This window comes from Streptomyces sp. MMG1121, from assembly GCF_001280015.1.
In the GTDB taxonomy this organism is placed as follows: domain Bacteria; phylum Actinomycetota; class Actinomycetes; order Streptomycetales; family Streptomycetaceae; genus Streptomyces.
This window is the reverse complement of sequence record NZ_LGDV01000190.1, coordinates 256,585-274,596: the sequence shown is the minus strand read 5'-3', so window position 1 is coordinate 274,596 and position 18,012 is coordinate 256,585. Positions and strand designations below refer to the sequence as shown.

Here is an 18,012-nt window from a genome sequence, read left to right as displayed (position 1 = left end):
CTGGTTGCCGGACCCCGGCACCGCGACCCTCCGTAGTGCTCCCCGCAAGGAATGGTGCGGGACGGGCGCATGCCGGCGCATTGCCGGTTTCCGGCAGTGTTGACTAGGGTCTGGATGCCGGACGGACGCTAAGAAAGCGTCACCGGAGCGTCAAGATCCCACGGCGACACGGGGGAACGGGGACACGGGGGAACGGGGGGGCGTCGACGCATGCCGGAACAGCAGGCCGTGTACGGGCGCTATCTGAACGGCTTCACACAGACGCTGGCCGAGGTCGCGGCCAGCGGCCGGCGGCTGACCAGGGAGGAACTGAAGAACCGGCGGACCCTGGGCGAGCAGGCCGCCGACGACGGGCACGGGCTGCGTGCCCTGGTCGTCGCCCACCTCGCCGCCGCCCGCGCCGCCTGGCCCGCCGCGCCCGGCTCGGCCGACAGCGCGCTGGCCGCCGTGCAGCAGGCCGTCGACGCGTTCGCCGAGGGCTACGAGCGCGCCCAGCGGCTCGCGGTGCGGCGTGAGGAGGCCGCGCGCCGGGAGTTCATCGACGACCTGCTCTACGGCCGCAGCGACCTGGGCCGGCTAGCCGAGCGCGCCGAACGCTTCGGCCTGCGGCTCTCCCGGGCGCACGCGGTGGCCGTCGCCGAGGGCCCGAGCGCCTACACCGAGGGCGGCCCGGTCGCCCGCCGCGTGGAGGCCGCCGTCCTCGCCCGGTACGACGCCCACAGCATCCTGTTCACCACCAAGAACGGCCGGCTGCTGTGCATCGCGCCCGGCGACGAGGACGAGATCCTCCTCCACTTCGCCAAGCAGGCGTACGCGGCGACGGACGGCGGCCGGGTCGCCATCGGCCGCCCGCAGCACGGCGCCGGCGGTGTCGTGCAGTCCTACGAAGAGGCCCTGGCCGCCCTGGAGATGGCCGAACGCCTCGATCTGGCCGAGCCGGTCCTGCGCGCCGCCGACCTGCTGGTCTACCCGGTACTGGCCCGCGACCGCCAGGCGATGGCCGACCTGGTGCGGCACACCCTCGGCCCCCTCACCCAGGCGCGCGGCGGAGCCGCCCCGCTGCTGGAGACCCTGACGGCGTACTTCGACTCCGGCTGCGTGGCCGCCGAGGCCGCCCGCCGCCTCAGCCTCAGTGTCCGGGCCCTCACCTACCGTCTGGAACGCATCCACCACCTCACCGCCGCCGACCCGGCCGACCCGGCCCACCGCTACACGCTCCAGACGGCGGTCATAGGAGCCCGCCTCCTGGACTGGCCGAACCGGCCTCTGTAAGCGGCGGACCCGGCAGGGATCACAACCGACGGAAAGTACTTGCATTCTTGGAAAGTAATGTCCATGCTGACAGTACGAATCCGGGGTGGTCCGACCAACCACCCCACCCCTCACGGAGGTTGACGCATGGACAGTACGGGGGAACCCACGGACGTGATGGATGCCCGCCGGGCGCGGGACGCGCTCGCCGCCGCGTGTGCCGCGAAGGCGGCGGCGCGGAAGGCCGGGGCGCGCGACCGGCCCTTCGGGTACGCCATCGGCCAGGGCCTGACCTTCGCGGCCGGTTTCATCGCGCTGGGGCTGTCCGACCGGATGCCGCGGTACGGGATCTGGCTGGTGCTCGCCGGTCTGGCGAGCCTGGCCGGCTTCTTCGCGCTGATCTGGTTCGGCGCCCACCACGGCGGTGTGACCGGCTGGTTCGACCGGAACCGCGGACCGGGCCGTCCGGCCTGGTACGCCTGGGTGGTGCCGCTCGTCCCGACCGCCCTGGGCCTGCTGGCCTGGATCCCGTACGGCGTGGCGGGCTGGCTCGTCACCTTCGGCGTGGCGTCGGGCGCGGACTACGTGCTGCGCGGGATCCGCTGGCGTCTGGGCGGCACCGCATGAGGGAACCCGCCTCGCCACCGCCCCTGGACCGCGAACTCCACCATCCCACCCGGCTGGCCCTCGCCGCCTATCTCTCGGCGTGCGGCGAGGCGGAGTTCGCCGTCCTGCGGGACTACTGCCAGATCTCCGACTCCACGCTGAGCAAGACCCTCTCGGCGCTGGAGAAGACGGGCCATGTCAGTGTCCGCAAGGGGTACTTGGGCAAGCGTCCGCGCACCTGGGCCTCGCTCACGCTCACCGGCCGCCGGTCGCTGGCCCGCCATCTGGCGGCGCTGGAGGAGATCGCCGCGGCGGCCCGCCGGGCCGCCGGCGCCTGCACCGAGGGCCCGCCCGACACCGCCTGACGTGCTGCGCCTACTCCTCGTCGGTCGTCCGTACCTGCCTCGACCGGCCCGGCTCCGGCAGTTCCTGCAACTCCGCCCGGAGCAGCAGGACATCACCGACGAACAGGTCGTACACGACGATCCCGACCACGCCGCCGATCAGCGGCCCGACGATCGGGATCCACCAGTAGCCGCTGAACGAGCCGGACACGCTCCCCGGGAAGGCCAGGCTCTTCCAGCCCTCGACCCAGGTCAAAAACCGCGGCCCGAAGTCACGGGCCGGGTTGATCGCGTACCCCGCGTTGGCGCCGTAGGACATGCCGACCGCGGCGACGACCAGACCCACCACCAGGGGGGCGAGGTTGGACTTCACGGCCTGGTTGCGCGCGTCGAGGACGGCGGCGATCAGCATGAGCAGGAAGGCCGTACCGACGATCTGGTCGATCAGCGGCCCCCAGTAGCCGCCGTGGAAGTACGCGGCGGGGAAGGTCGCGAAGATGGAGAAGGTGGCGTTCGTGTGCCCGTTCACCTTCGGGCCCGGCGCCGCCTGGTCGTAGGCGTGGATCGCGTCGTGGTAGACGAGGTAGACCAGGGCCGCCCCGGCGAAGGCGCCGACGACCTGCGAGAACCAGTACGGCACGACCTTGGCCCAGGAGAACCCGCGGCGCACGGCCATGGCCAGGGTGACCGCCGGGTTGAGATGGGCGCCGCTGACGCCGCCGGCGACGTAGACGCCGAAGGCGACGGCGAACGCCCAGCCCCACGCGATCAGCAGCCAGTCGCCCGCCGCGAGGAAGATCGTGGTGGGCGTCGCGGCGCGGCCCGAACCGGGCAGCGCCGCGACGGCCATCGCGACCACACCACAGCCGAAGGAGATGAGCACGAAGGTGCCGAGGAACTCGGCGAGGCACTCCCCGAGCAGCCCGCCCCTGCTGCGCAGCCGGGACGGCTTGATGATCGCGGGGATTTCGACAGCCATGGAGGCCCCCTTGAAGAGAGCAATGCGGCCAACGCCACCATATTGGCGTACAAACCGTGGTCCCGCAGTCTGACGGTGCCCCGTCAGCTGTCGAGATCGTCGGCGAAGTGCCGGAACCCGTGCCGCTCCAGATGCAGGCCCCACAACACCTCTGCGAGCACGCCGGGGTCCTTCCGGGCGTGCCCGAGGGTGATCGCCCCCGGGATCACGAGCTGTGCGACGTAGATGCCCTCCCCGGCGAGCCGCTCGTGCAGCAGGTGCCCGTACGCGCTCTCCGCGGCGAACGCGACGGACGTCCCCGCCCGCTCGGGGTGCGGTACGGCGGCGGTCCCGCCGTTGACGAACAGGATCGTCCCGCGCCCGAGCCGGCGCATCCCCGGCAGCACCTGCTGCACGGCGGCGACCGGCCCGTACACGGAGAACTCCAGGGGCGCGACCAGATCCCGGTGCCCGGTCTCCAGCACGGGCCGCATGAAGTCCCGGTGCGGCACCGGGCTGTACTGCAACACCTCCACGGTCCCCAGCTCACCGGCGGCCCGCCGCAACGCCCCGGCCAGCTCCTCGGGCCTGCGCACATCGGCGACGAACCCACCGGCCCGGACCCCTTGGCCGCCGAGCTCGTCCACCATCCGGTCGAGCCGCTCCCGGTGCCGGGCGACCAGGGCGACGGCGAAGCCCTCCCGCCCGAACCGGCGCGCGACAGCGGCCCCCAGCCCTGGCCCGGCACCCACGATGGCGACACTGCTCATGCGGCCATCCGTACCGCACCCGGCGCCGCCCCACACCTCCGCGGCCAGGCCCGGGGCTACGACGCCGGGCCGCCCCGCAGCCGCTCCACCTGTGCGGCGGTCACGGCACGCACGGCGAAGACCCCGGCGATCGCCGCGCCGACGACGGCCGCGTCGGACAGGAGCAGCGGCCACACCCCGTTGTAGGCCCGCGCGATGATCTGGTCCGTGGAGTCGCGCGCCACGATCCCCACCCCGCTCAGCATGCCGACCAGCCACAGCCCCCACCACACGTTGACGGAGGCGGGCACCCTGCCGCCGGGGGCGCTGCTGCGGAACGCGTCGACGACGATCCCCCGCGGGAACCACAGGTTGACCACGGGCACGATCCACCCGAGGTACACCCAGATCCCCAGGTACTTCGGCTCCTGCCCCGACAGCGCACGGGCGTTGTCGCGCAGCTGCCACAGCCAGGACACGAAGACCAGCGCGCAGAGAACGACGAGCACACCGACGACCGACGTCACCACGTGGTACGAGTTCTCAAGGGAGTTGAGCGGCCGGTGCACCCCGTTGCCCTGGTCCGGCGGCCCCGAGGCCGGTTCGCCCGCGACGGAGAGCCGGATCTCCCACACAGCCCGTACGACCCAGGCGAGCCCGGCCAGCAGCAGTCCCCCCGTTGCCAGGCGTCCGGACACCTGGATCGGCCGGAGCGCGAACGAGCGGGCGGAGAACTGGTCCATCTGTTCGGTCATCGGTTCATGATGTCAGGCGGTGGCCTGCGCCGGGCCGGCCTGTCCCTGTCGGAACCCGGCCGGCGCACCCAGGTCGGCGAGGGCACCCCGGTCCGGCTGGCCGACGCCCTCGGGCATCCCGGTGCCCGGGACCTGCCACCTGATCACGACGGTCCAGCCGCCGCCCGGCCCCGCCCGACACAAGACAGCCCGACGGAAGACGGGAGGAAGGCCGTGGGCCGTCAGGCCATCCAGAAGAACACCGCAGTCATGCGTTTCTCCTCCAGCGCCTTGCCGCAGTAACCGGTCGCGCTGTGCACGAGGTTGGCGTTGTAGAGGAGCAGGCGGTTGTACTTGTGCGGGACGCGGACGTCCTCCTCGAAGTGGTCGCCCGGGACGAACCGGGTGCCGAGGGCCTCGACGAGGTTGTTGTGCGGGGCCTGGACGATGTTGCCGCCGAGCCGGCCGCCGGACAGCGACTGGCGGTAGAAGGCGGTGCCGCAGTCCTTGGGGACACCGGGGTTGAGGTAGAGCACGGCCGCGTACCGGCACAGGGCGCGGGAGTCGGTGTGCGGGCGGGGCTCGCTCTCGCCCTCGCCGACCACCTGGACGCAGTTGTGGTTCAGGGTGCCGCCGCCGGGCGCCCGCTGCACCCACAGCTCCTTCGCCCCGGTCGCCTGCTTCACCAGCCGCTCGATACGGGCCAGTTCGGCCGGTTCGAGTCCGGGCATGGCACGCAGCCCCGGCCAGGTCTCGGAGGTGTACGGGTAGCCCTCGACCCAGTCGTCCTTGGCCAGACAGCGCTCCCGTACGGCGTCGACGTCGGGCAGGACGTCGTCGAAGACCCAGTAGTCGCGGCCCTTGGTGGGCTTGCGGTACGGCAGGACGGGCAGCGCGGCGGGCATCCTGGGGGGCGGCTGTGGGGGCATGCGGCGAATCTATGGCAGCGTTTCCCCTCGCCTCTCCCGAGGAATGGTCAACTCTTCTTTACCTCGCGCATAGATACGAACGCCTTCCGCGTCCGTACCGCTGTGTGTCCGAACCGCCCGCGCCGTCACGGGGGCGGCTCCACGACCGGGCAGGAGGCACGGTGCGCTTTTCGCGGAACGCGACGGGAACTCTCTTCGTGGGCGGTGCGATGGCTCTGACGCTCGCGGCGCTGGCCTACCCGGGCATGCTCGGCATGAGCAAGGTGGCCACCGCCCAGGACCGCGTCATCGCCAACACCCAGTGGGGGCCGCTCACCGAGCAGGACCGGGACTTCGTGGTGAAGGTGCGTGCGGCCGGCCTGTGGGAGTACCCGGTGGGGCAGATGGGGCTGCAGAAGGGCACCACGCCGGGCGTCATCACGGCCAGCAAGCACCTGGTCGACGGGCACGCGGCGCTGGACACGACCTGCCGCAAGATCGCGCCGATGCTGAACATCACGCTGCCCGACCTGCCGAGCCCCCAACAGCAGGGATTCGTCAAGCAGTTGACGGCCGACAGCGGGAAGAAGTTCGACAGCGACTTCGCCAACATCCTGCGGATGACGCACGGCGCGATCTTCAACACGATCGCGAAGATCCGCTCCACCACCAAGAACACACTGGTCCGCGCCCTCGCCGACCAGGCCAACAACACCGTGCTGGACCACATCACGGTGATGGAGAAGACCGGCCTGGTCGACTTCGACCAGACGCTGTTCCAGCAGACGACCCCGCCGAAGCTCCCCAGCTCCGACCTGACCCCGCCACCCCCGGCACCGGGACAGCCGGAGGTGGTCCTCACACCGCCGCCGAACGCCACGTCGACGCCGGTGGACATCAACGGGATCGCGGGGGGCGGCACGGGCGCTTCGCCGGGGGCGAGTCCGGCGCCGACGGCGGGCTAGGCCAGCCAGACCGTCGTATCCGGCGCAAGGACCGCACTCCCCGCCGGCGGCCCGCTGGCCAGCAGCACCTCACCGGGCGGCAGTGGAACCGGAACACCGGACAGGTTGGTGACGCACCGCCAAGCCGTCGAGCGGCTGAAGTCCAGGACGCCTGCGGGGGTATCCGGCGTCCAGCTCAGCGTCTCCCCCTCCAGCAGCTTGCGGCGCAGCCGCAGGGCTGTGCGGTACAGCTCCAGGGTCGAGCCCTCGGCACCGGTCTGCGCCTCGACGGAGTACGACGCGAACGACGGCGGCTGCGGCAGCCAGCCGGGGCCCGGCCCGAAGCCGTACGACGGTCCGCTCGTCGTCCACGGCAGCGGCACCCGGCAGCCGTCGCGGCCCTTGCGGGTGTGGCCGGTCTGCTCCCAGATCGGGTCCTGGAGGGCGTCGGCGGGCAGGTCGGCGACCTCGGGCAGCCCCAGTTCCTCACCCTGGTAGAGGTACGCCGAGCCGGGCAGCGCCAGCATCAGTAGGGTCGCGGCGCGGGCCCGGCGCAGCCCGGCGCCGGTGTCGAGGGCGGGCTCGGTGCCGTCGGAGAGCAGCCAGGCGGCCGGGTCGGTGCCGGGCGGCAGCAGCAGGCGCGAGGCGTGCCGGACGACGTCGTGGTTGGACAGCACCCAGGTGGCGGAGGCGTCGGCGGCGCGGGCGCCGGCCAGGGCCACGGTGATCGCCTCACGCAACTCGTCGGCGTGCCAAGGCGCCTCCAGGTACTCGAAGTTGAAGGCCTGGCCGAGTTCGTCGGGGCGGGCGTAGCGGACGCGGCGGGCGCCGGGGACCCAGGCCTCGGCGACGGCGGTGCGCGGCGGGGAGTAGGTGTCGAAGATCGTGCGCCAGTCGCGGTAGATCTCGTGGACCTCGTCGCGGTCCCAGTACGGATGGCCGCCCGGTGCGACCCGCTGCAGCGCCTGCTCGCCGGTCGCGCCGATGTCCCCGATGTCCCGCAGCGGCTCGGCGAGGTCCTTGGCGAGGCCGTGGGCGACGTCGATCCGGAAGCCGTCGACGCCCCGGTCGGACCAGAAGCGCAGGGTGCTGCGGAAGTCGGCGCGGACCTCCTCGTTCGCCCAGTTGAGGTCGGGCTGCTCGGGTGCGAAGAGATGGAGGTACCAGTCGCCGTCCGCCGTCCGCCGCCAGGCGCTGCCGCCGAAGACGGACTGCCAGTCGCTGGGCGGGAGTTCGCCGTGCGCGCCCTTGCCAGGGCGGAAGACGTAGCGGTCGCGGGCCGGGGAGCCGGGGGCCGCGTGCAGGGCCTCCTGGAACCAGGGGTGCAGCCGCGAGGTGTGGTTGGGGACGATGTCCACGACCACCTTCAGACCGAGCCGGTGGGCCTCGGCGACCAGCGCGTCGAAGTCGTCCAGGGTGCCGAGGCGGGGGTCGACGTCCCGGTGGTCGGCGACGTCGTAGCCGCCGTCGGCGAGTTCGGACGGGTAGAAGGGGCTCAGCCACAGGGCGTCGACGCCGAGTGTGGCGAGGTGGTTCAGCCGCTCGGTGATGCCGCGCAGATCGCCGAGGCCGTCACCGTCGGCGTCGGCGAAGCTGCGGGGATAGACCTGGTAGATGACGGCCTGCCGCCACCAGTCGGGGTTCTTGGCGGAGAGGTCCGGCGAGACGTCTGCCATGCGGGCTCCGTTCGGACGCGTCCACGCGGCCCTAGGGCCGCGCCACCGTCTCCAAGTACAGCTTCACGTACCGCTCCGCGTCCACCGCCAACGCCACGTCCACCAGGGCCTGTTCGCGGCTGCCCTCGTGGATCTCGGACTCGCCGTGGCGGGGGCGCAGGTCGACGATCGTCTGGCCCCGGGACGGGCCGGGAGCCAGGGAGACCTCGACCGGCAGCCGGCGGGTGGTGATGCCCTGCGGATCGGCGACCGCGCACACCGCACCGGCGTCGCCGAGGCCGCCCGCCTCCTCCGCCTCCGGGTCCTCGCCCACCGCGGTCGGCCGGTGCGCGAGGAGTTCGCCGGCCAGCCGGGTGCCGGGGTCGCTGCTCGCGCGCAGCCGGTGGACGTCCGGGCCGTCCACGACGACCTGGGTGAAGACGTCGAGGCCGTACATCGTGATCGGCACCCCGGCGGTGAGCAGGACCGCGGCCGCCTCCGGGTCGTGCCAGACGTTGAACTCGGCGACCGGCGTGGCGTTCCCGGTGGCCACGGCCCCGCCCATGAAGACGATCCGCTCGATGTTGCGGGTCACCTCCGGATGGGTGCGCAGCAGCAGGGCGATGTTCGTCAGGGGCGCGGTGGGGATGAGCGTGACCGGGCGCGGGGAGGCGAGGATCTCGCGGTGCAGGAGCGTGACGGCGTCGACGTCGGCCGGGGTGCGGGCCGGGTCGGGCAGGCCGAGGTCGCCCATGCCGTCGGCACCGTGCACGTGCTTCGCCGAGCGGGCCGGTTCGATCAGCGGGCGGGCGGCGCCCCGGGCCACCGGGATGTCCGGGGCGCCCGCCTGCTCCAGCACGGTCAGGGTGTTGCGGACCACGCCGTCGACGTCCGTGTTCCCGGCCACACAGGTCACCGCCCTGAGGTCGAGGCCCGGATGGCGTACGGCGAACAGCAGTGCGAGGGCGTCGTCGACGCCGGTGTCGCAGTCGATGATCACGGGTACGGGCTGACCGGTCACAGCGGACTCCTTCGTCGTACGGACGTTCCGACGCCAAAACCCTAGATCAGTTCCCGGCGGCCATCAGTTCCAGAGCACGGTGCCGCGGGCGGCCACCCGGTCCGCGATCCGGCGCAGCAGCTCGGCGCCGGGCAGCGCGCCGGGGCGGCGGCCGTCGCGCAGACGTACGGCGGCCAGGCCCGCGGCGGCCTCTCGGGCGCCGATCACCGCCTGGTACGGCACGAGGCGCGCGGCCCGGATGCGGGCGCCGAGGGTGCCCTGCTCGGGGCCGGCGAGTTCGGCGCGCAGCCCCAGTCCGACCGCCTCCCGGACGAGTTCCGCCGCCTGCTCCGCCTGCTCCTCGGCGATGGGCAGCACGACCAGCTGCACGGGCGCCAGCCAGGCCGGGAAGGCGCCGCGGTGTGCCTCGACCAGGTGGGCGACGGCCCGTTCGACACTGCCGATGATGCTGCGGTGGACCATCACCGGGCGGTGCCTCGCGCCGTCGGCGCCGATGTAGTGCAGGTCGAAGCGGGCCGGCTGGTGGAAGTCGATCTGTACGGTGGACAGGGTGGACTCCCGGCCGGCGGGGTCCGCGATCTGCACGTCGATCTTGGGGCCGTAGAAGGCGGCCTCGCCCTCGGCCTCCTCGTGGGCGATGCCGGACTCCTCCAGCACCTGCCGCAGCAGGGCGGTGGCCCGCCGCCACAGCTCTGGGTCGGCGACGTACTTGCCGCCCTCGCCGGGCAGCGACAGCCGGTGGCGTACGGCCTCTATGCCGAGGTCGGCGTAGGCGCGGGCGATCAGTTCCAGCGCGGCGCGGGCCTCGTCCACCGCCTGTTCCAGGGTGCAGAAGATATGGGCGTCGTTGAGCTGGATGGCGCGGACGCGGGTCAGACCGCCGAGGACACCGGAGCGTTCGGAGCGGTGCATGCCGCCCAACTCGGCGATGCGGAGCGGCAGTTCACGGTAGCTGTGGGAGCGGGAGCGGTAGATCAGTGCGTGGTGGGGGCAGAGGCTGGGGCGCAGCACGACCTCCTCCGCGCCGATCCGCATCGACGGGTACATGTCGTCGCGGTAGTGGTCCCAGTGCCCGGAGATCTCGTACAGCTCGCGTTTGCCGAGCGCGGGCGAGTACACGTGCCGGTACCCGGCCCGGCGTTCGGCCTCGCGGACGTACTCCTCCAGGGTGTGCCGGACGAGGGCGCCGTCGGGCAGCCAGTACGGCAGGCCGGCGCCCATGAGCGGGTCGGTGTCGAACAGGCCGAGTTCGCGGCCGAGGCGGCGGTGGTCGGGAAGCTGGTCGTGCACGGGGTCCTCCTCGGTGGGAGAGGCGAACGCCCCGGGACACGCCAGAAGCCCCGGGGCGTTCGCCCCGGGGCTTCGATGCTGGTCAGGTGTCAGCGCGCCGGGACGGTCTCCGGCGTCGTCGTGCTCGACGGACACGAGTGGGCGCGCTGCATGCGGCGACCGTAACAGGGCCGAAGCCGCGGATCGAGGCATTTTCGCCGGGGCACGCACCGGCCGCCGTCGCCGCTCGCCCGGATCCGGCGGAGCGCTCACCCGGACGGCCCAGAGCGCTGGTGAGGCGGGCGGGGCGGTGATGCCGTGAGAGCAGACACTCCAGCGGGCACCCCGCCCCGGTCCCCACCGGCTCGCAGTCCAGGAGGCACCTCGATGCCGTCGATGACCTCGTTGACCTCATTGACCTCGTTGATCGACGCGATACGCTCCCGCGCCCGCCTCCAGCTCGCCCTGACGGCCGCCGGCCTCATAGCCGTCGGCGGCTGCGCGGCCTTCGGTCTGAACCATCCGGCGACCGCGCCCCAGCCGCTGCCGACGATCGACAGGCCGACCCCGACGCCGAAGGCGGGTACGAACGTCGCCGCGCTCACCGACGGGCAGGCGCAGGCCGCGCTGATCACCCAGACCGACCTCGGCGCCCCCTGGACGGCCACGCGCGGGGCGGCCACCTGGCGGGACTGGCTGCTGAAGGCGACCAGCTCGGCCGGGCAGTGCGGGCGGCTGATGGACGCCCTCTACTCCGACGAACTCCTCGGCGGCCCCGGCCGCGTCGCCATCGGCCTGGACGACGCCGACACCGACGCCCAGCTGCGCTACCAGATCGGCGCCCGCCGACCCGCCGACGTCGACGCGGCGCTCGCCTGGCTGAAGACGATGCCGGTGCAATGCGCCCGGTTCACGGCCACCACCCAAGAGGGGCTGGAGGAGGACGTACGCGTCGACGACGCCCCGCTCCCCGAGGTCGGCGACGCCCGCCAGGGCCTGCGGGTCAGTCTCGCCACCACGACGTCCGAGGGCCAGGAGACCGAACTGACGCTGGACGTGGCGGCCGTCCGGGTCGGCCAGGACGCCTTCACCCTCACCAACGGCGGCCTGGGCAACGTGCCGAACGACGCGACCCAGGCGGCCGTCCAGGTGGGCGCACTGCGCCTGGCGGACGTGCGCAGGCAGGGCCGGGCACAGGTGTGACCCGCGGCAGGCCCGGCGGGCGCGGGCGCCAAAGGAGGACCGGGCCTCGGCAGCGGCCCCCGGGCCGGGCCGCGAGAGGAACCCCAGGGGCTCACAGTGGTGGCTGGGCCGGGGCCGGGCCGAGAGTCGTGGTGCCGGGGGCCGTGCGGTGGCCGAGGCCGGTGCGGTAGGCGTCCAGGGCCGCCTCGGTGCGGCCCGTGCGGCGCAGCAGGTCGCCCAGCAGACGGCACAGGTCGGCCAGATCCCCGGCGGCGCCCGCGCGTTCCAGCAGGCTGAGCGCGCGGACGTAGTGCTCCTCGGCGGCCTCGGTGTCCCGGGCGTCCTCGGCGATGATGCCGAGCAGGCGGTGGGCCGCGGCGGCGTGCACCGCGCCCCGCTCGGAGGAGAAGTCACCGAGGACGCCCTCCAGCAGACCGGCTGCTTCCGCCGACTTGCCGCGCCGGTGCAGCACGTCGGCCAGTTCGACCGTGGCCTGGCTGCGGTAGAGGGCGGCCCGGCTCTCGGACAGCATCGTGTATGCCTGGCGCAACTCGGCCTCCGCGCGCTCCAGTTCGCCGTTCTGGGCGCAGACGTAACCCCGCATCCAGTGGCAGTTGGCCAGCTCGGTGCGCAGCCGCAGCCGGCGGTACAGCTCGGCCGCCTTGGCGAGGGAGGCGTCGGCCTCGGTGAGGCGGCCCTCGGCGAGCAGGGTGCGGGCCACCGAGCGGTGCATCCGGGCGATCAGCGCGGGCTCGCCGGCCTGCGGGGCGAGCGCGAGGGCGAACTCGGCGGCCTGGGCGGCGCGGGCGTGCGCGCCCATGTCCATGTACGGGCCGATGATGCTGGCGTAGAGGAGCAGCAGGGCGTCGGGGTCGTGCAGTCCGCCGCGGTTCAACTCGTCGAGGGCGGACTCCAACAGGTATACGGCGTAACGGAGTTCGCCGGCCAGATAGTGGGAGACCGCGCGCCCGCGCAGCGCGGGCGCCCGCACCGGGAGCGATTCGCCGGCCAGGTGCCGCTCGGCGCGTTCGAAGCAGTCGCGGGCCTTCGCCAGCTCGCCGGTCTCCAGGGCGCACTCGCCGAGCCCGAGCAGCGCGGTGGCCTGCTCGCAGGCCAGGCCATGGGTCCCGGCCTCCGTGAGCAGCGCCGCGTACGCCTGCGCCGCCTCCTCGGCCCGGCCGTCGGCGAGCACCCGCTGGGCCTCGGTGAGGCGCAGCCTGAGGTCGGTGGCGAGGCGGGCGGGGCGGCCGACGGCCAGCTCCTCGAAGGCCACCCCGAGCCGGCCGGCGATGTGCCGCAGCGCCTCGTCGGAGGCCCGCACCCGACCCGCCTCCAGGGTGGAGATGTAGGCGGGTGTGTAGGCGGGCTCCGCCAACTGCCGCTGGGTCAGTCCCCGTTCGGTGCGAAGTTGCTGTACGCGCCGCCCGATGACCGCCGGGTCGTCCCGTTCCCGCATCCGCCGCTTCCCCCCAACTCACTTGGCAGCACTTGCCGTTCGCCCCGTACGGCTCTAGGTTAAACGGCGGATTAAGCGCGCTTAATACGTTGTTGTTGCGTTGTGTTGCGAGGTCGCCGTGCCCGGACGTACATCCGCACCCTACGGACGCCCCACCCCCGAAGTGATCCCTTCCCGGATTCGCGTGCCCGCAGGCACCTCGACCGCCCGGGCCGTCGCGGCCGCCGTGATCGCCGCGGCGACCCTCATCCTCGCGGCCAACGCCGGCCCGGCCCGCGCGGACACCTCACCGGTGACGGCGACGGCGACGGCCTCACAGGCGCATCGCTGACGGCCGCCCGGCCGGCACCGCCCCACCGGCAGCGCGCCCCTCCCCCCTGCCCCGCCGGCGGCCTACGCTTGCGCCCGTGACCTCCGCAGCCGCGCGTGCCGCCCTGGACCTCACCGCCGACCTGCCGGTGGCGCGGCTGACGGATCTCTACCGGGACCTGCACCGCCACCCCGAGCTGTCCCTGCGCGAGCACCGCACCGCCGGGCAGCTCGCCGAACACCTCGCGGCGGCCGGCTACGAGACCGCCGCGGGCGTCGGCGGCACCGGTGTCGTGGGCCGGCTGCGCAACGGGGACGGGCCGACGGTGCTGCTGCGCGCCGACCTGGACGCGCTGCCGGTACGGGAGGAGACCGGGCTGCCGTACGCCTCCGAGACGGACGGCGTGATGCACGCCTGCGGGCACGATCTGCACGTCACCTGGCTGACCGGCGCCGCCGCGGCGCTGGCCGCCGGGCGGGACGCCTGGCGCGGCACCCTGCTGGTGGTGGGGCAGCCCGCCGAGGAGACCGGGCAGGGGGCCCGGCGGATGATCGAGGACGGGCTGTACGAGCGGTTCGGGCGGCCGGACGTCCTGCTCGGGCAGCACGCGGCCCCCGGACCGGCCGGCCTGTACCCGCACGCACCGGGCCTGATCATGTCGGCGGCGACGGACGTGGACATCGTCGTGCACGGCCGGGGCGGGCACGGCTCGCGCCCGGAGGCGACCGTGGACCCGGTGGTGACCGCCGCCTATCTCGTCACGCGGCTGCAGACGGTGGTCTCCCGGGAGCTGGCCGCCGGGGAGTCGGCCGTACTGACCGTGGGCCGCATCGAGGCGGGCACCCGGCACAACATCATCCCGTCCGAGGCGCGCATCTCGCTGAACCTGCGCAGCCAGTCGGAGGAGGTCCGCCGCCGGATGCTCGCGGCGATCGAGCGCATCGCGCGCGGCGAGTGCCTGGCCGCCGACTGCCCGCGCGAGCCCGAAATCACCGTCGGCAACACCTTCCCGGTGACCGTGAACGACGCGGCCACCGATACCACCGTGGCCGCCGTGCACGGTGAGGTGTTCGGCGCGGGCACGGTGTTCGACCCGGGCCCGGCGATGGGCAGCGAGGACTTCCCCCAGCTCGCGCTGGACGGCACCGTCCCGTACTCGTACTGGTTCGTGACGACCACCCCGCCGCAGGTGTGGGACCGGGCACCCGGCGACACCCTCCCGGAGAAGCTCGCGGCCGTGCCGAGCAACCACAGCCCGCACTTCGCGCCCGATCTGTGCACGATCGCCCCGGGCGTCCGCACCCTCGTCTCGGGGGCCCTGGCGCTGTTGTCAGTGGCATGACCTAGTCTTTCCGCACTCGCCACACGAGGCGCACACGATCCACACGGTTCGCGGGAGCCCGCAGCACGGCTCACCGGGGGGCCACGGATTCGCCGTGCCCGCGTGGCGTCCCAATCTTCATTCGTTCCGGGGGGTTCGAATCAGCGTGCGCAAGCGCTCTCTCACGGCCGCCACCACTCTGGCGGTCCTCTTCAGCTCGGCGGCTCTCGCCGCCACCCCGGCCTTCGCCGACTCCAGCACCGTCCTGCCGGTCAAGCAGACCGGCGACCTCGTGGTCGACGGCGCCCACCAGCAGGTCTTCATCAGCGACCCGGCCAGCGGCACGATCGTCGTCACCGACTACAACGGCAAGGTCGTCAAACAGCTGACCTCGCTGCCCGGCGTCACCGGCCTGGAACTGTCCGCCGACTCCGGCACGCTGTACGCGGCCGTGCGGGACGCGGACCAGATCGCGGTCATCGACACCGCCACCGACACGCCCGGCACCCCGTTCACCGTGGGCGACCAGCCGGTCAGCGTCGCACTCGCCGGCGGCCGGCTGTGGTTCGGCTACGGCACCTCCGGCACCGGCCACGTCGGCTCCGTCGACCTCGCCGACGTCCAGCACCAGGTGACCCTCGACCAGGCGGACGGCTGGTCCGTCGCCCCGCTCCTGGACGCGGCGCCCGGCTCGAACACCCTGCTGACCGGGGAGCCGGGCGGCAGCCCCAGCCCGGTCACCTCGTACGACGTCACCTCCGGCACACCCACCCGCCTGGCGAGCGCCGACGTCGGCGACAACCTCCGGGACCTGGCCGTCACACCCGACGGCAAGGACGTCATCACGGCGAGCGGAGCGCCGTACAAGCACCCGGTGTTCAAGACCGCCGACATGACCCCGGACGGCGCGTACGCCAGCGCCACCTACCCGAACGCGGTGGCCGTCGCCCCGGACGGCACGGTCGCGGCGGGCGTCGACGGCTGGTACAACCCCGACATCTTCGTCTACAAGCCGGGCGCCACCACCGCCGTGCGCACCTACGACTTCCCGAACACGGGCAGCAGCAGCGGCGCCGACGAACTCGCCGCCTCCGCCCTCGCCTGGGCGCCCGACGCCTCCCGCCTGTTCGCGGTGTCGTACAACAGCAACGGCGTCTACTCACTGCGCGTGTTCGGCGCGCCCACCAAGGCGGCCACCACGCTCACCGTGGACGCCCCGGCGACCGCCACCCGCGCCAAGCAGCTCACCGTCAAGGGCAGGGCCGCCTCGACCGTGCCGCTGCCCGCGGGCACCAAACTGACCGTCACCCGCACCGACCTGGACTCCCCGAAGGGCAAGGCCCTCGCCCCGGTCGCCGTCAAGGCCGACGGCACGTTCTCCTTCACCGACACTCCGCCGGCCGGCGGCACGGTGAAGTACACCGTGGCCTACGCCGGCGACGCCGGCCACACGGCGGTCTCCGCCTCCGACACCACGGCCGTCTCGCGCGCCAGGACCGCGCTGTCGATCGACAACAACGGCAAGGTGTACGACTACGGCAAGGCCGTGAAGTTCACCGCCCACCTCGGGACGACGTACAAGAACCGCACCGTGGAGATCTGGGCCGACCCCTACGGTCCCGACCGGCCCAGCAAGCTGGTGAAGTCCGGCAAGGCCGACTCCCACGGCAATCTGTCGGTCACCCTGAACCTGTACCGGGACACCACGGTCAGCGCGAAGTTCGCGGGCGACTCCCGCTACCAGCCGGCCTCCGTGCACAGCGTGGCCTACGACCGGGTGAGCGTCTCCACCTCGGTGGGCAACCAGTACAAGTCGGCGCACGTCTGGGGCCAGACGTACGCCTACTTCCACAAGAACAAGAACCCGCTGATCACGACGAGGATGACGTACTACCCGGGCCGGGCGCAGAAGTTCGAGTTCCAGGTGTACTACCAGGGCAAGTGGTACCCGGGCGACCCCGCCTACTTCAAGCTCGGCGGCGACGGCGTCTCCCGGGTGCAGATCACCGGCGACCACGGCAAGGACGTCGGCTGGCGCTTCAGGGTCCGCTCCTCGTACATCAACGGCACCTCCGGTGACACGGTGAACTCCACAACGAACGGCGCCTGGAAGTACTTCACCTTCACCAAGTGACTAGGGAGCCGCCTGGAGCTGGCGCAGCTGCTTTTTGACATGGTCCAGCGCGCCGCTCCGGCGGCCCGGCACCCGTAGCCTCAACTCCGCGAGGGTGGAGCCCAGTTCACGAGCCAGGACCGGGTCCTCGACCTGCCCCCACTGATGGTGGGCCCGGTCCACGGCCGCCTCCACGGCGGCCGAGTCCGCCGGCTGCCCGGCGGCCAGCCGCAGTCCGGCGACCGTGAGCCACGCCCGGCAGCTGCGACCCGCGTCCCCCGCGAACATCGCGAGATCGGCGCGGACCTCCACCCAGTGCAGGGCTTCGTCGGAGGCGGGGCCATGGGCCCGTGCGGCGAGCTGCTCATACCGGGCGGCGAGCGCATCGGCGTCACCGTGCCGCCCGGACTGGACGGCGGCGCTGATGGCGGCGTGCGGGTCCTGTTCCCCGGGCCGGCCGGGACCGGTGGGCGGCGGGGCGAACGGGGGTATCGGGCCGGAGCCCCCGGGGAGGGCCAGCACCAGGTCCCGGCCCGCACTCGACTGCGCGATCCGGGCCATCGCCTGCTCGTGCAACACGGGCAGCGGCGGCCGCTGTCCACTGCGCAGCAGCGTGGCCACGGCCTTCATGTACAGCGGCTCGGCCAGGCCCCGGCGGCCGGCCCCTGGGGCGATCCGCCCGTACACCGCCGCGTTGGGCCCACAGTCCAGGCCGCGCCCGGCGACGTACTGCCAGGCGTCCGCCTCCGCGTGCAGGTCCACGACGAGCGCCGTGTCCACGGCGGAGCGCAGCCGCAGTTCCTCGCGGATCCAGTGCCAGGGCAGCGCGGTGTAGCGCACGGTGGGCGCGGTGGTGCGGGCCAGCGCCAGATGCGGCAGATGCTGCTTGCGGTCCAGCTGGAGCTGGCCGGTGATGTACACGGTCAGCGGTCCGGGCGCGGCCGCGGCGGCGCGCAACCGGGTCAGCACCGCCTGCGGCTCCAGCGGATCGGCGAGTTCGACCACGTTGGCGGTGTCGGTGCCGGACAGCACGGCGGGGGCGACGGCGGCCAGCACCGGCAGCACGCCGGCCGCGTCCACCAGGCGCCCCCGGCCGAGCGGTGCGGCCGCGAGCAGCAGCACGGTTCCGGGCATCGTCCCTCCCCTGTCGACCCTGTGCAGCCGGCGGACCGGCTTCCAGTCAGCACCGTA

The 18,012-nt window shown here is 73.2% G+C and carries 18 protein-coding genes; 8 read left to right on the top strand and 10 right to left on the bottom strand.

Going from position 1 to position 18,012, the window contains the following annotated elements; genetic code table 11:
* Nucleotides 1–210: 210 nt before the first annotated feature.
* The 3 genes from ADK64_RS20730 (at nucleotide 211) to ADK64_RS20720 (ending at nucleotide 2,222) form a co-directional block, all read left to right on the top strand.
* Entirely contained in the window at nucleotides 211–1,272 is a 1,062-nt protein-coding gene (locus ADK64_RS20730) for a PucR family transcriptional regulator (protein ID WP_053661123.1), read from the top strand.
* A gap of 126 nt (nucleotides 1,273–1,398) precedes the next feature.
* The gene (locus ADK64_RS20725; RefSeq protein WP_053661121.1) at nucleotides 1,399–1,878 is read left to right on the top strand and encodes a hypothetical protein; all 480 of its coding nucleotides are present in this window, start codon (nucleotides 1,399–1,401) and stop codon (nucleotides 1,876–1,878) included.
* Nucleotides 1,875–2,222 carry a transcriptional regulator gene (locus ADK64_RS20720; protein ID WP_053661118.1) on the top strand — a complete coding sequence of 116 codons (348 nt, stop codon included), beginning with the start codon at nucleotides 1,875–1,877 and terminating at the stop codon, nucleotides 2,220–2,222. The genes ADK64_RS20725 and ADK64_RS20720 overlap by 4 nt, the downstream gene beginning before the upstream one ends.
* A gap of 10 nt (nucleotides 2,223–2,232) precedes the next feature.
* On the opposite strand, the gene ADK64_RS20715 is transcribed toward ADK64_RS20720, so the two are convergent.
* The 5 genes from ADK64_RS20715 to ADK64_RS20700 all read right to left on the bottom strand — a co-directional run bounded on the left by ADK64_RS20715 (nucleotide 2,233) and on the right by ADK64_RS20700 (nucleotide 5,571).
* Complete coding sequence (locus ADK64_RS20715) at nucleotides 2,233–3,180, bottom strand: MIP/aquaporin family protein (protein WP_053661117.1); 948 nt, start codon at nucleotides 3,178–3,180, stop codon at nucleotides 2,233–2,235.
* An 83-nt stretch (nucleotides 3,181–3,263) separates the two neighbouring features.
* Nucleotides 3,264–3,929, bottom strand: a complete 666-nt coding sequence (locus ADK64_RS20710) for an SDR family NAD(P)-dependent oxidoreductase (RefSeq protein ID WP_053661115.1) — start codon at nucleotides 3,927–3,929, stop codon at nucleotides 3,264–3,266.
* A 56-nt stretch (nucleotides 3,930–3,985) separates the two neighbouring features.
* Complete coding sequence (locus tag ADK64_RS20705; protein WP_053661113.1) at nucleotides 3,986–4,663, bottom strand: DUF4328 domain-containing protein; 678 nt, start codon at nucleotides 4,661–4,663, stop codon at nucleotides 3,986–3,988.
* Between the two features lie 12 nt (nucleotides 4,664–4,675).
* The gene (locus ADK64_RS48455; RefSeq protein ID WP_267888555.1) at nucleotides 4,676–4,810 is read right to left on the bottom strand and encodes a hypothetical protein; all 135 of its coding nucleotides are present in this window, start codon (nucleotides 4,808–4,810) and stop codon (nucleotides 4,676–4,678) included.
* Between the two features lie 74 nt (nucleotides 4,811–4,884).
* Nucleotides 4,885–5,571 carry a DUF6445 family protein gene (locus ADK64_RS20700; RefSeq protein WP_053661111.1) on the bottom strand — a complete coding sequence of 229 codons (687 nt, stop codon included), beginning with the start codon at nucleotides 5,569–5,571 and terminating at the stop codon, nucleotides 4,885–4,887.
* Between the two features lie 197 nt (nucleotides 5,572–5,768).
* Between ADK64_RS20700 and ADK64_RS20695 the strand changes: the two genes are divergently transcribed.
* Entirely contained in the window at nucleotides 5,769–6,515 is a 747-nt protein-coding gene (locus ADK64_RS20695; RefSeq protein ID WP_053661109.1) for a DUF4142 domain-containing protein, read from the top strand.
* Here the strand turns inward: ADK64_RS20695 and ADK64_RS20690 are convergent.
* The 3 genes from ADK64_RS20690 to thrS form a co-directional block, all read right to left on the bottom strand.
* On the bottom strand, nucleotides 6,512–8,170 hold the full coding sequence (locus ADK64_RS20690; RefSeq protein WP_053661107.1) for a glycoside hydrolase family 13 protein: 1,659 nt from the start codon (nucleotides 8,168–8,170) through the stop codon (nucleotides 6,512–6,514). The genes ADK64_RS20695 and ADK64_RS20690 overlap by 4 nt on opposite strands.
* Before the next feature lie 31 nt (nucleotides 8,171–8,201).
* Complete coding sequence (locus ADK64_RS20685; RefSeq protein ID WP_053661105.1) at nucleotides 8,202–9,170, bottom strand: nucleoside hydrolase; 969 nt, start codon at nucleotides 9,168–9,170, stop codon at nucleotides 8,202–8,204.
* 63 nt (nucleotides 9,171–9,233) lie between these two features.
* The gene (gene thrS, locus ADK64_RS20680; RefSeq protein ID WP_053661103.1) at nucleotides 9,234–10,460 is read right to left on the bottom strand and encodes a threonine--tRNA ligase; all 1,227 of its coding nucleotides are present in this window, start codon (nucleotides 10,458–10,460) and stop codon (nucleotides 9,234–9,236) included.
* 366 nt (nucleotides 10,461–10,826) lie between these two features.
* Here thrS and ADK64_RS20675 point away from each other — a divergent pair, with 366 nt between their 5' ends.
* A complete protein-coding gene (locus ADK64_RS20675; protein WP_234384651.1) occupies nucleotides 10,827–11,642 on the top strand; it encodes a hypothetical protein in 816 nt (271 codons plus the stop codon).
* Between the two features lie 91 nt (nucleotides 11,643–11,733).
* Here the strand turns inward: ADK64_RS20675 and ADK64_RS20670 are convergent, their stop codons facing one another.
* Nucleotides 11,734–13,077, bottom strand: a complete 1,344-nt coding sequence (locus ADK64_RS20670; protein ID WP_053661101.1) for a helix-turn-helix domain-containing protein — start codon at nucleotides 13,075–13,077, stop codon at nucleotides 11,734–11,736.
* A gap of 184 nt (nucleotides 13,078–13,261) precedes the next feature.
* On the opposite strand from ADK64_RS20670, the gene ADK64_RS46035 reads away from it, so the two are divergent.
* The 3 genes from ADK64_RS46035 (at nucleotide 13,262) to ADK64_RS20660 (ending at nucleotide 16,842) form a co-directional block, all read left to right on the top strand.
* Nucleotides 13,262–13,408, top strand: a complete 147-nt coding sequence (locus ADK64_RS46035; RefSeq protein ID WP_199829666.1) for a hypothetical protein — start codon at nucleotides 13,262–13,264, stop codon at nucleotides 13,406–13,408.
* Nucleotides 13,409–13,484: 76 nt separating this feature from the next.
* Complete coding sequence (locus tag ADK64_RS20665; RefSeq protein WP_053661099.1) at nucleotides 13,485–14,729, top strand: amidohydrolase; 1,245 nt, start codon at nucleotides 13,485–13,487, stop codon at nucleotides 14,727–14,729.
* 145 nt (nucleotides 14,730–14,874) lie between these two features.
* Nucleotides 14,875–16,842, top strand: coding sequence for a hypothetical protein (locus ADK64_RS20660; RefSeq protein ID WP_053661097.1), 1,968 nt, complete (start codon nucleotides 14,875–14,877; stop codon nucleotides 16,840–16,842).
* On the opposite strand, the gene ADK64_RS20655 is transcribed toward ADK64_RS20660, so the two are convergent.
* Nucleotides 16,843–17,955, bottom strand: coding sequence for a hypothetical protein (locus ADK64_RS20655; RefSeq protein WP_053661095.1), 1,113 nt, complete (start codon nucleotides 17,953–17,955; stop codon nucleotides 16,843–16,845).
* Nucleotides 17,956–18,012: the final 57 nt, after the last annotated feature.

Coding starts and splice junctions, on each gene's coding strand:
- ADK64_RS20730 (WP_053661123.1), top strand. CDS start 211: ATGCCGGAACAGCAGGCCGTGTACGGGCGCTATCTGAACGGCTTCACA.
- ADK64_RS20725 (WP_053661121.1), top strand. CDS start 1,399: ATGGACAGTACGGGGGAACCCACGGACGTGATGGATGCCCGCCGGGCG.
- ADK64_RS20720 (WP_053661118.1), top strand. CDS start 1,875: ATGAGGGAACCCGCCTCGCCACCGCCCCTGGACCGCGAACTCCACCAT.
- ADK64_RS20715 (WP_053661117.1), bottom strand. CDS start 3,180: ATGGCTGTCGAAATCCCCGCGATCATCAAGCCGTCCCGGCTGCGCAGC.
- ADK64_RS20710 (WP_053661115.1), bottom strand. CDS start 3,929: ATGAGCAGTGTCGCCATCGTGGGTGCCGGGCCAGGGCTGGGGGCCGCT.
- ADK64_RS20705 (WP_053661113.1), bottom strand. CDS start 4,663: ATGACCGAACAGATGGACCAGTTCTCCGCCCGCTCGTTCGCGCTCCGG.
- ADK64_RS20700 (WP_053661111.1), bottom strand. CDS start 5,571: ATGCCCCCACAGCCGCCCCCCAGGATGCCCGCCGCGCTGCCCGTCCTG.
- ADK64_RS20690 (WP_053661107.1), bottom strand. CDS start 8,170: ATGGCAGACGTCTCGCCGGACCTCTCCGCCAAGAACCCCGACTGGTGG.
- ADK64_RS20675 (WP_234384651.1), top strand. CDS start 10,827: ATGCCGTCGATGACCTCGTTGACCTCATTGACCTCGTTGATCGACGCG.
- ADK64_RS20670 (WP_053661101.1), bottom strand. CDS start 13,077: ATGCGGGAACGGGACGACCCGGCGGTCATCGGGCGGCGCGTACAGCAA.
- ADK64_RS20655 (WP_053661095.1), bottom strand. CDS start 17,955: ATGCCCGGAACCGTGCTGCTGCTCGCGGCCGCACCGCTCGGCCGGGGG.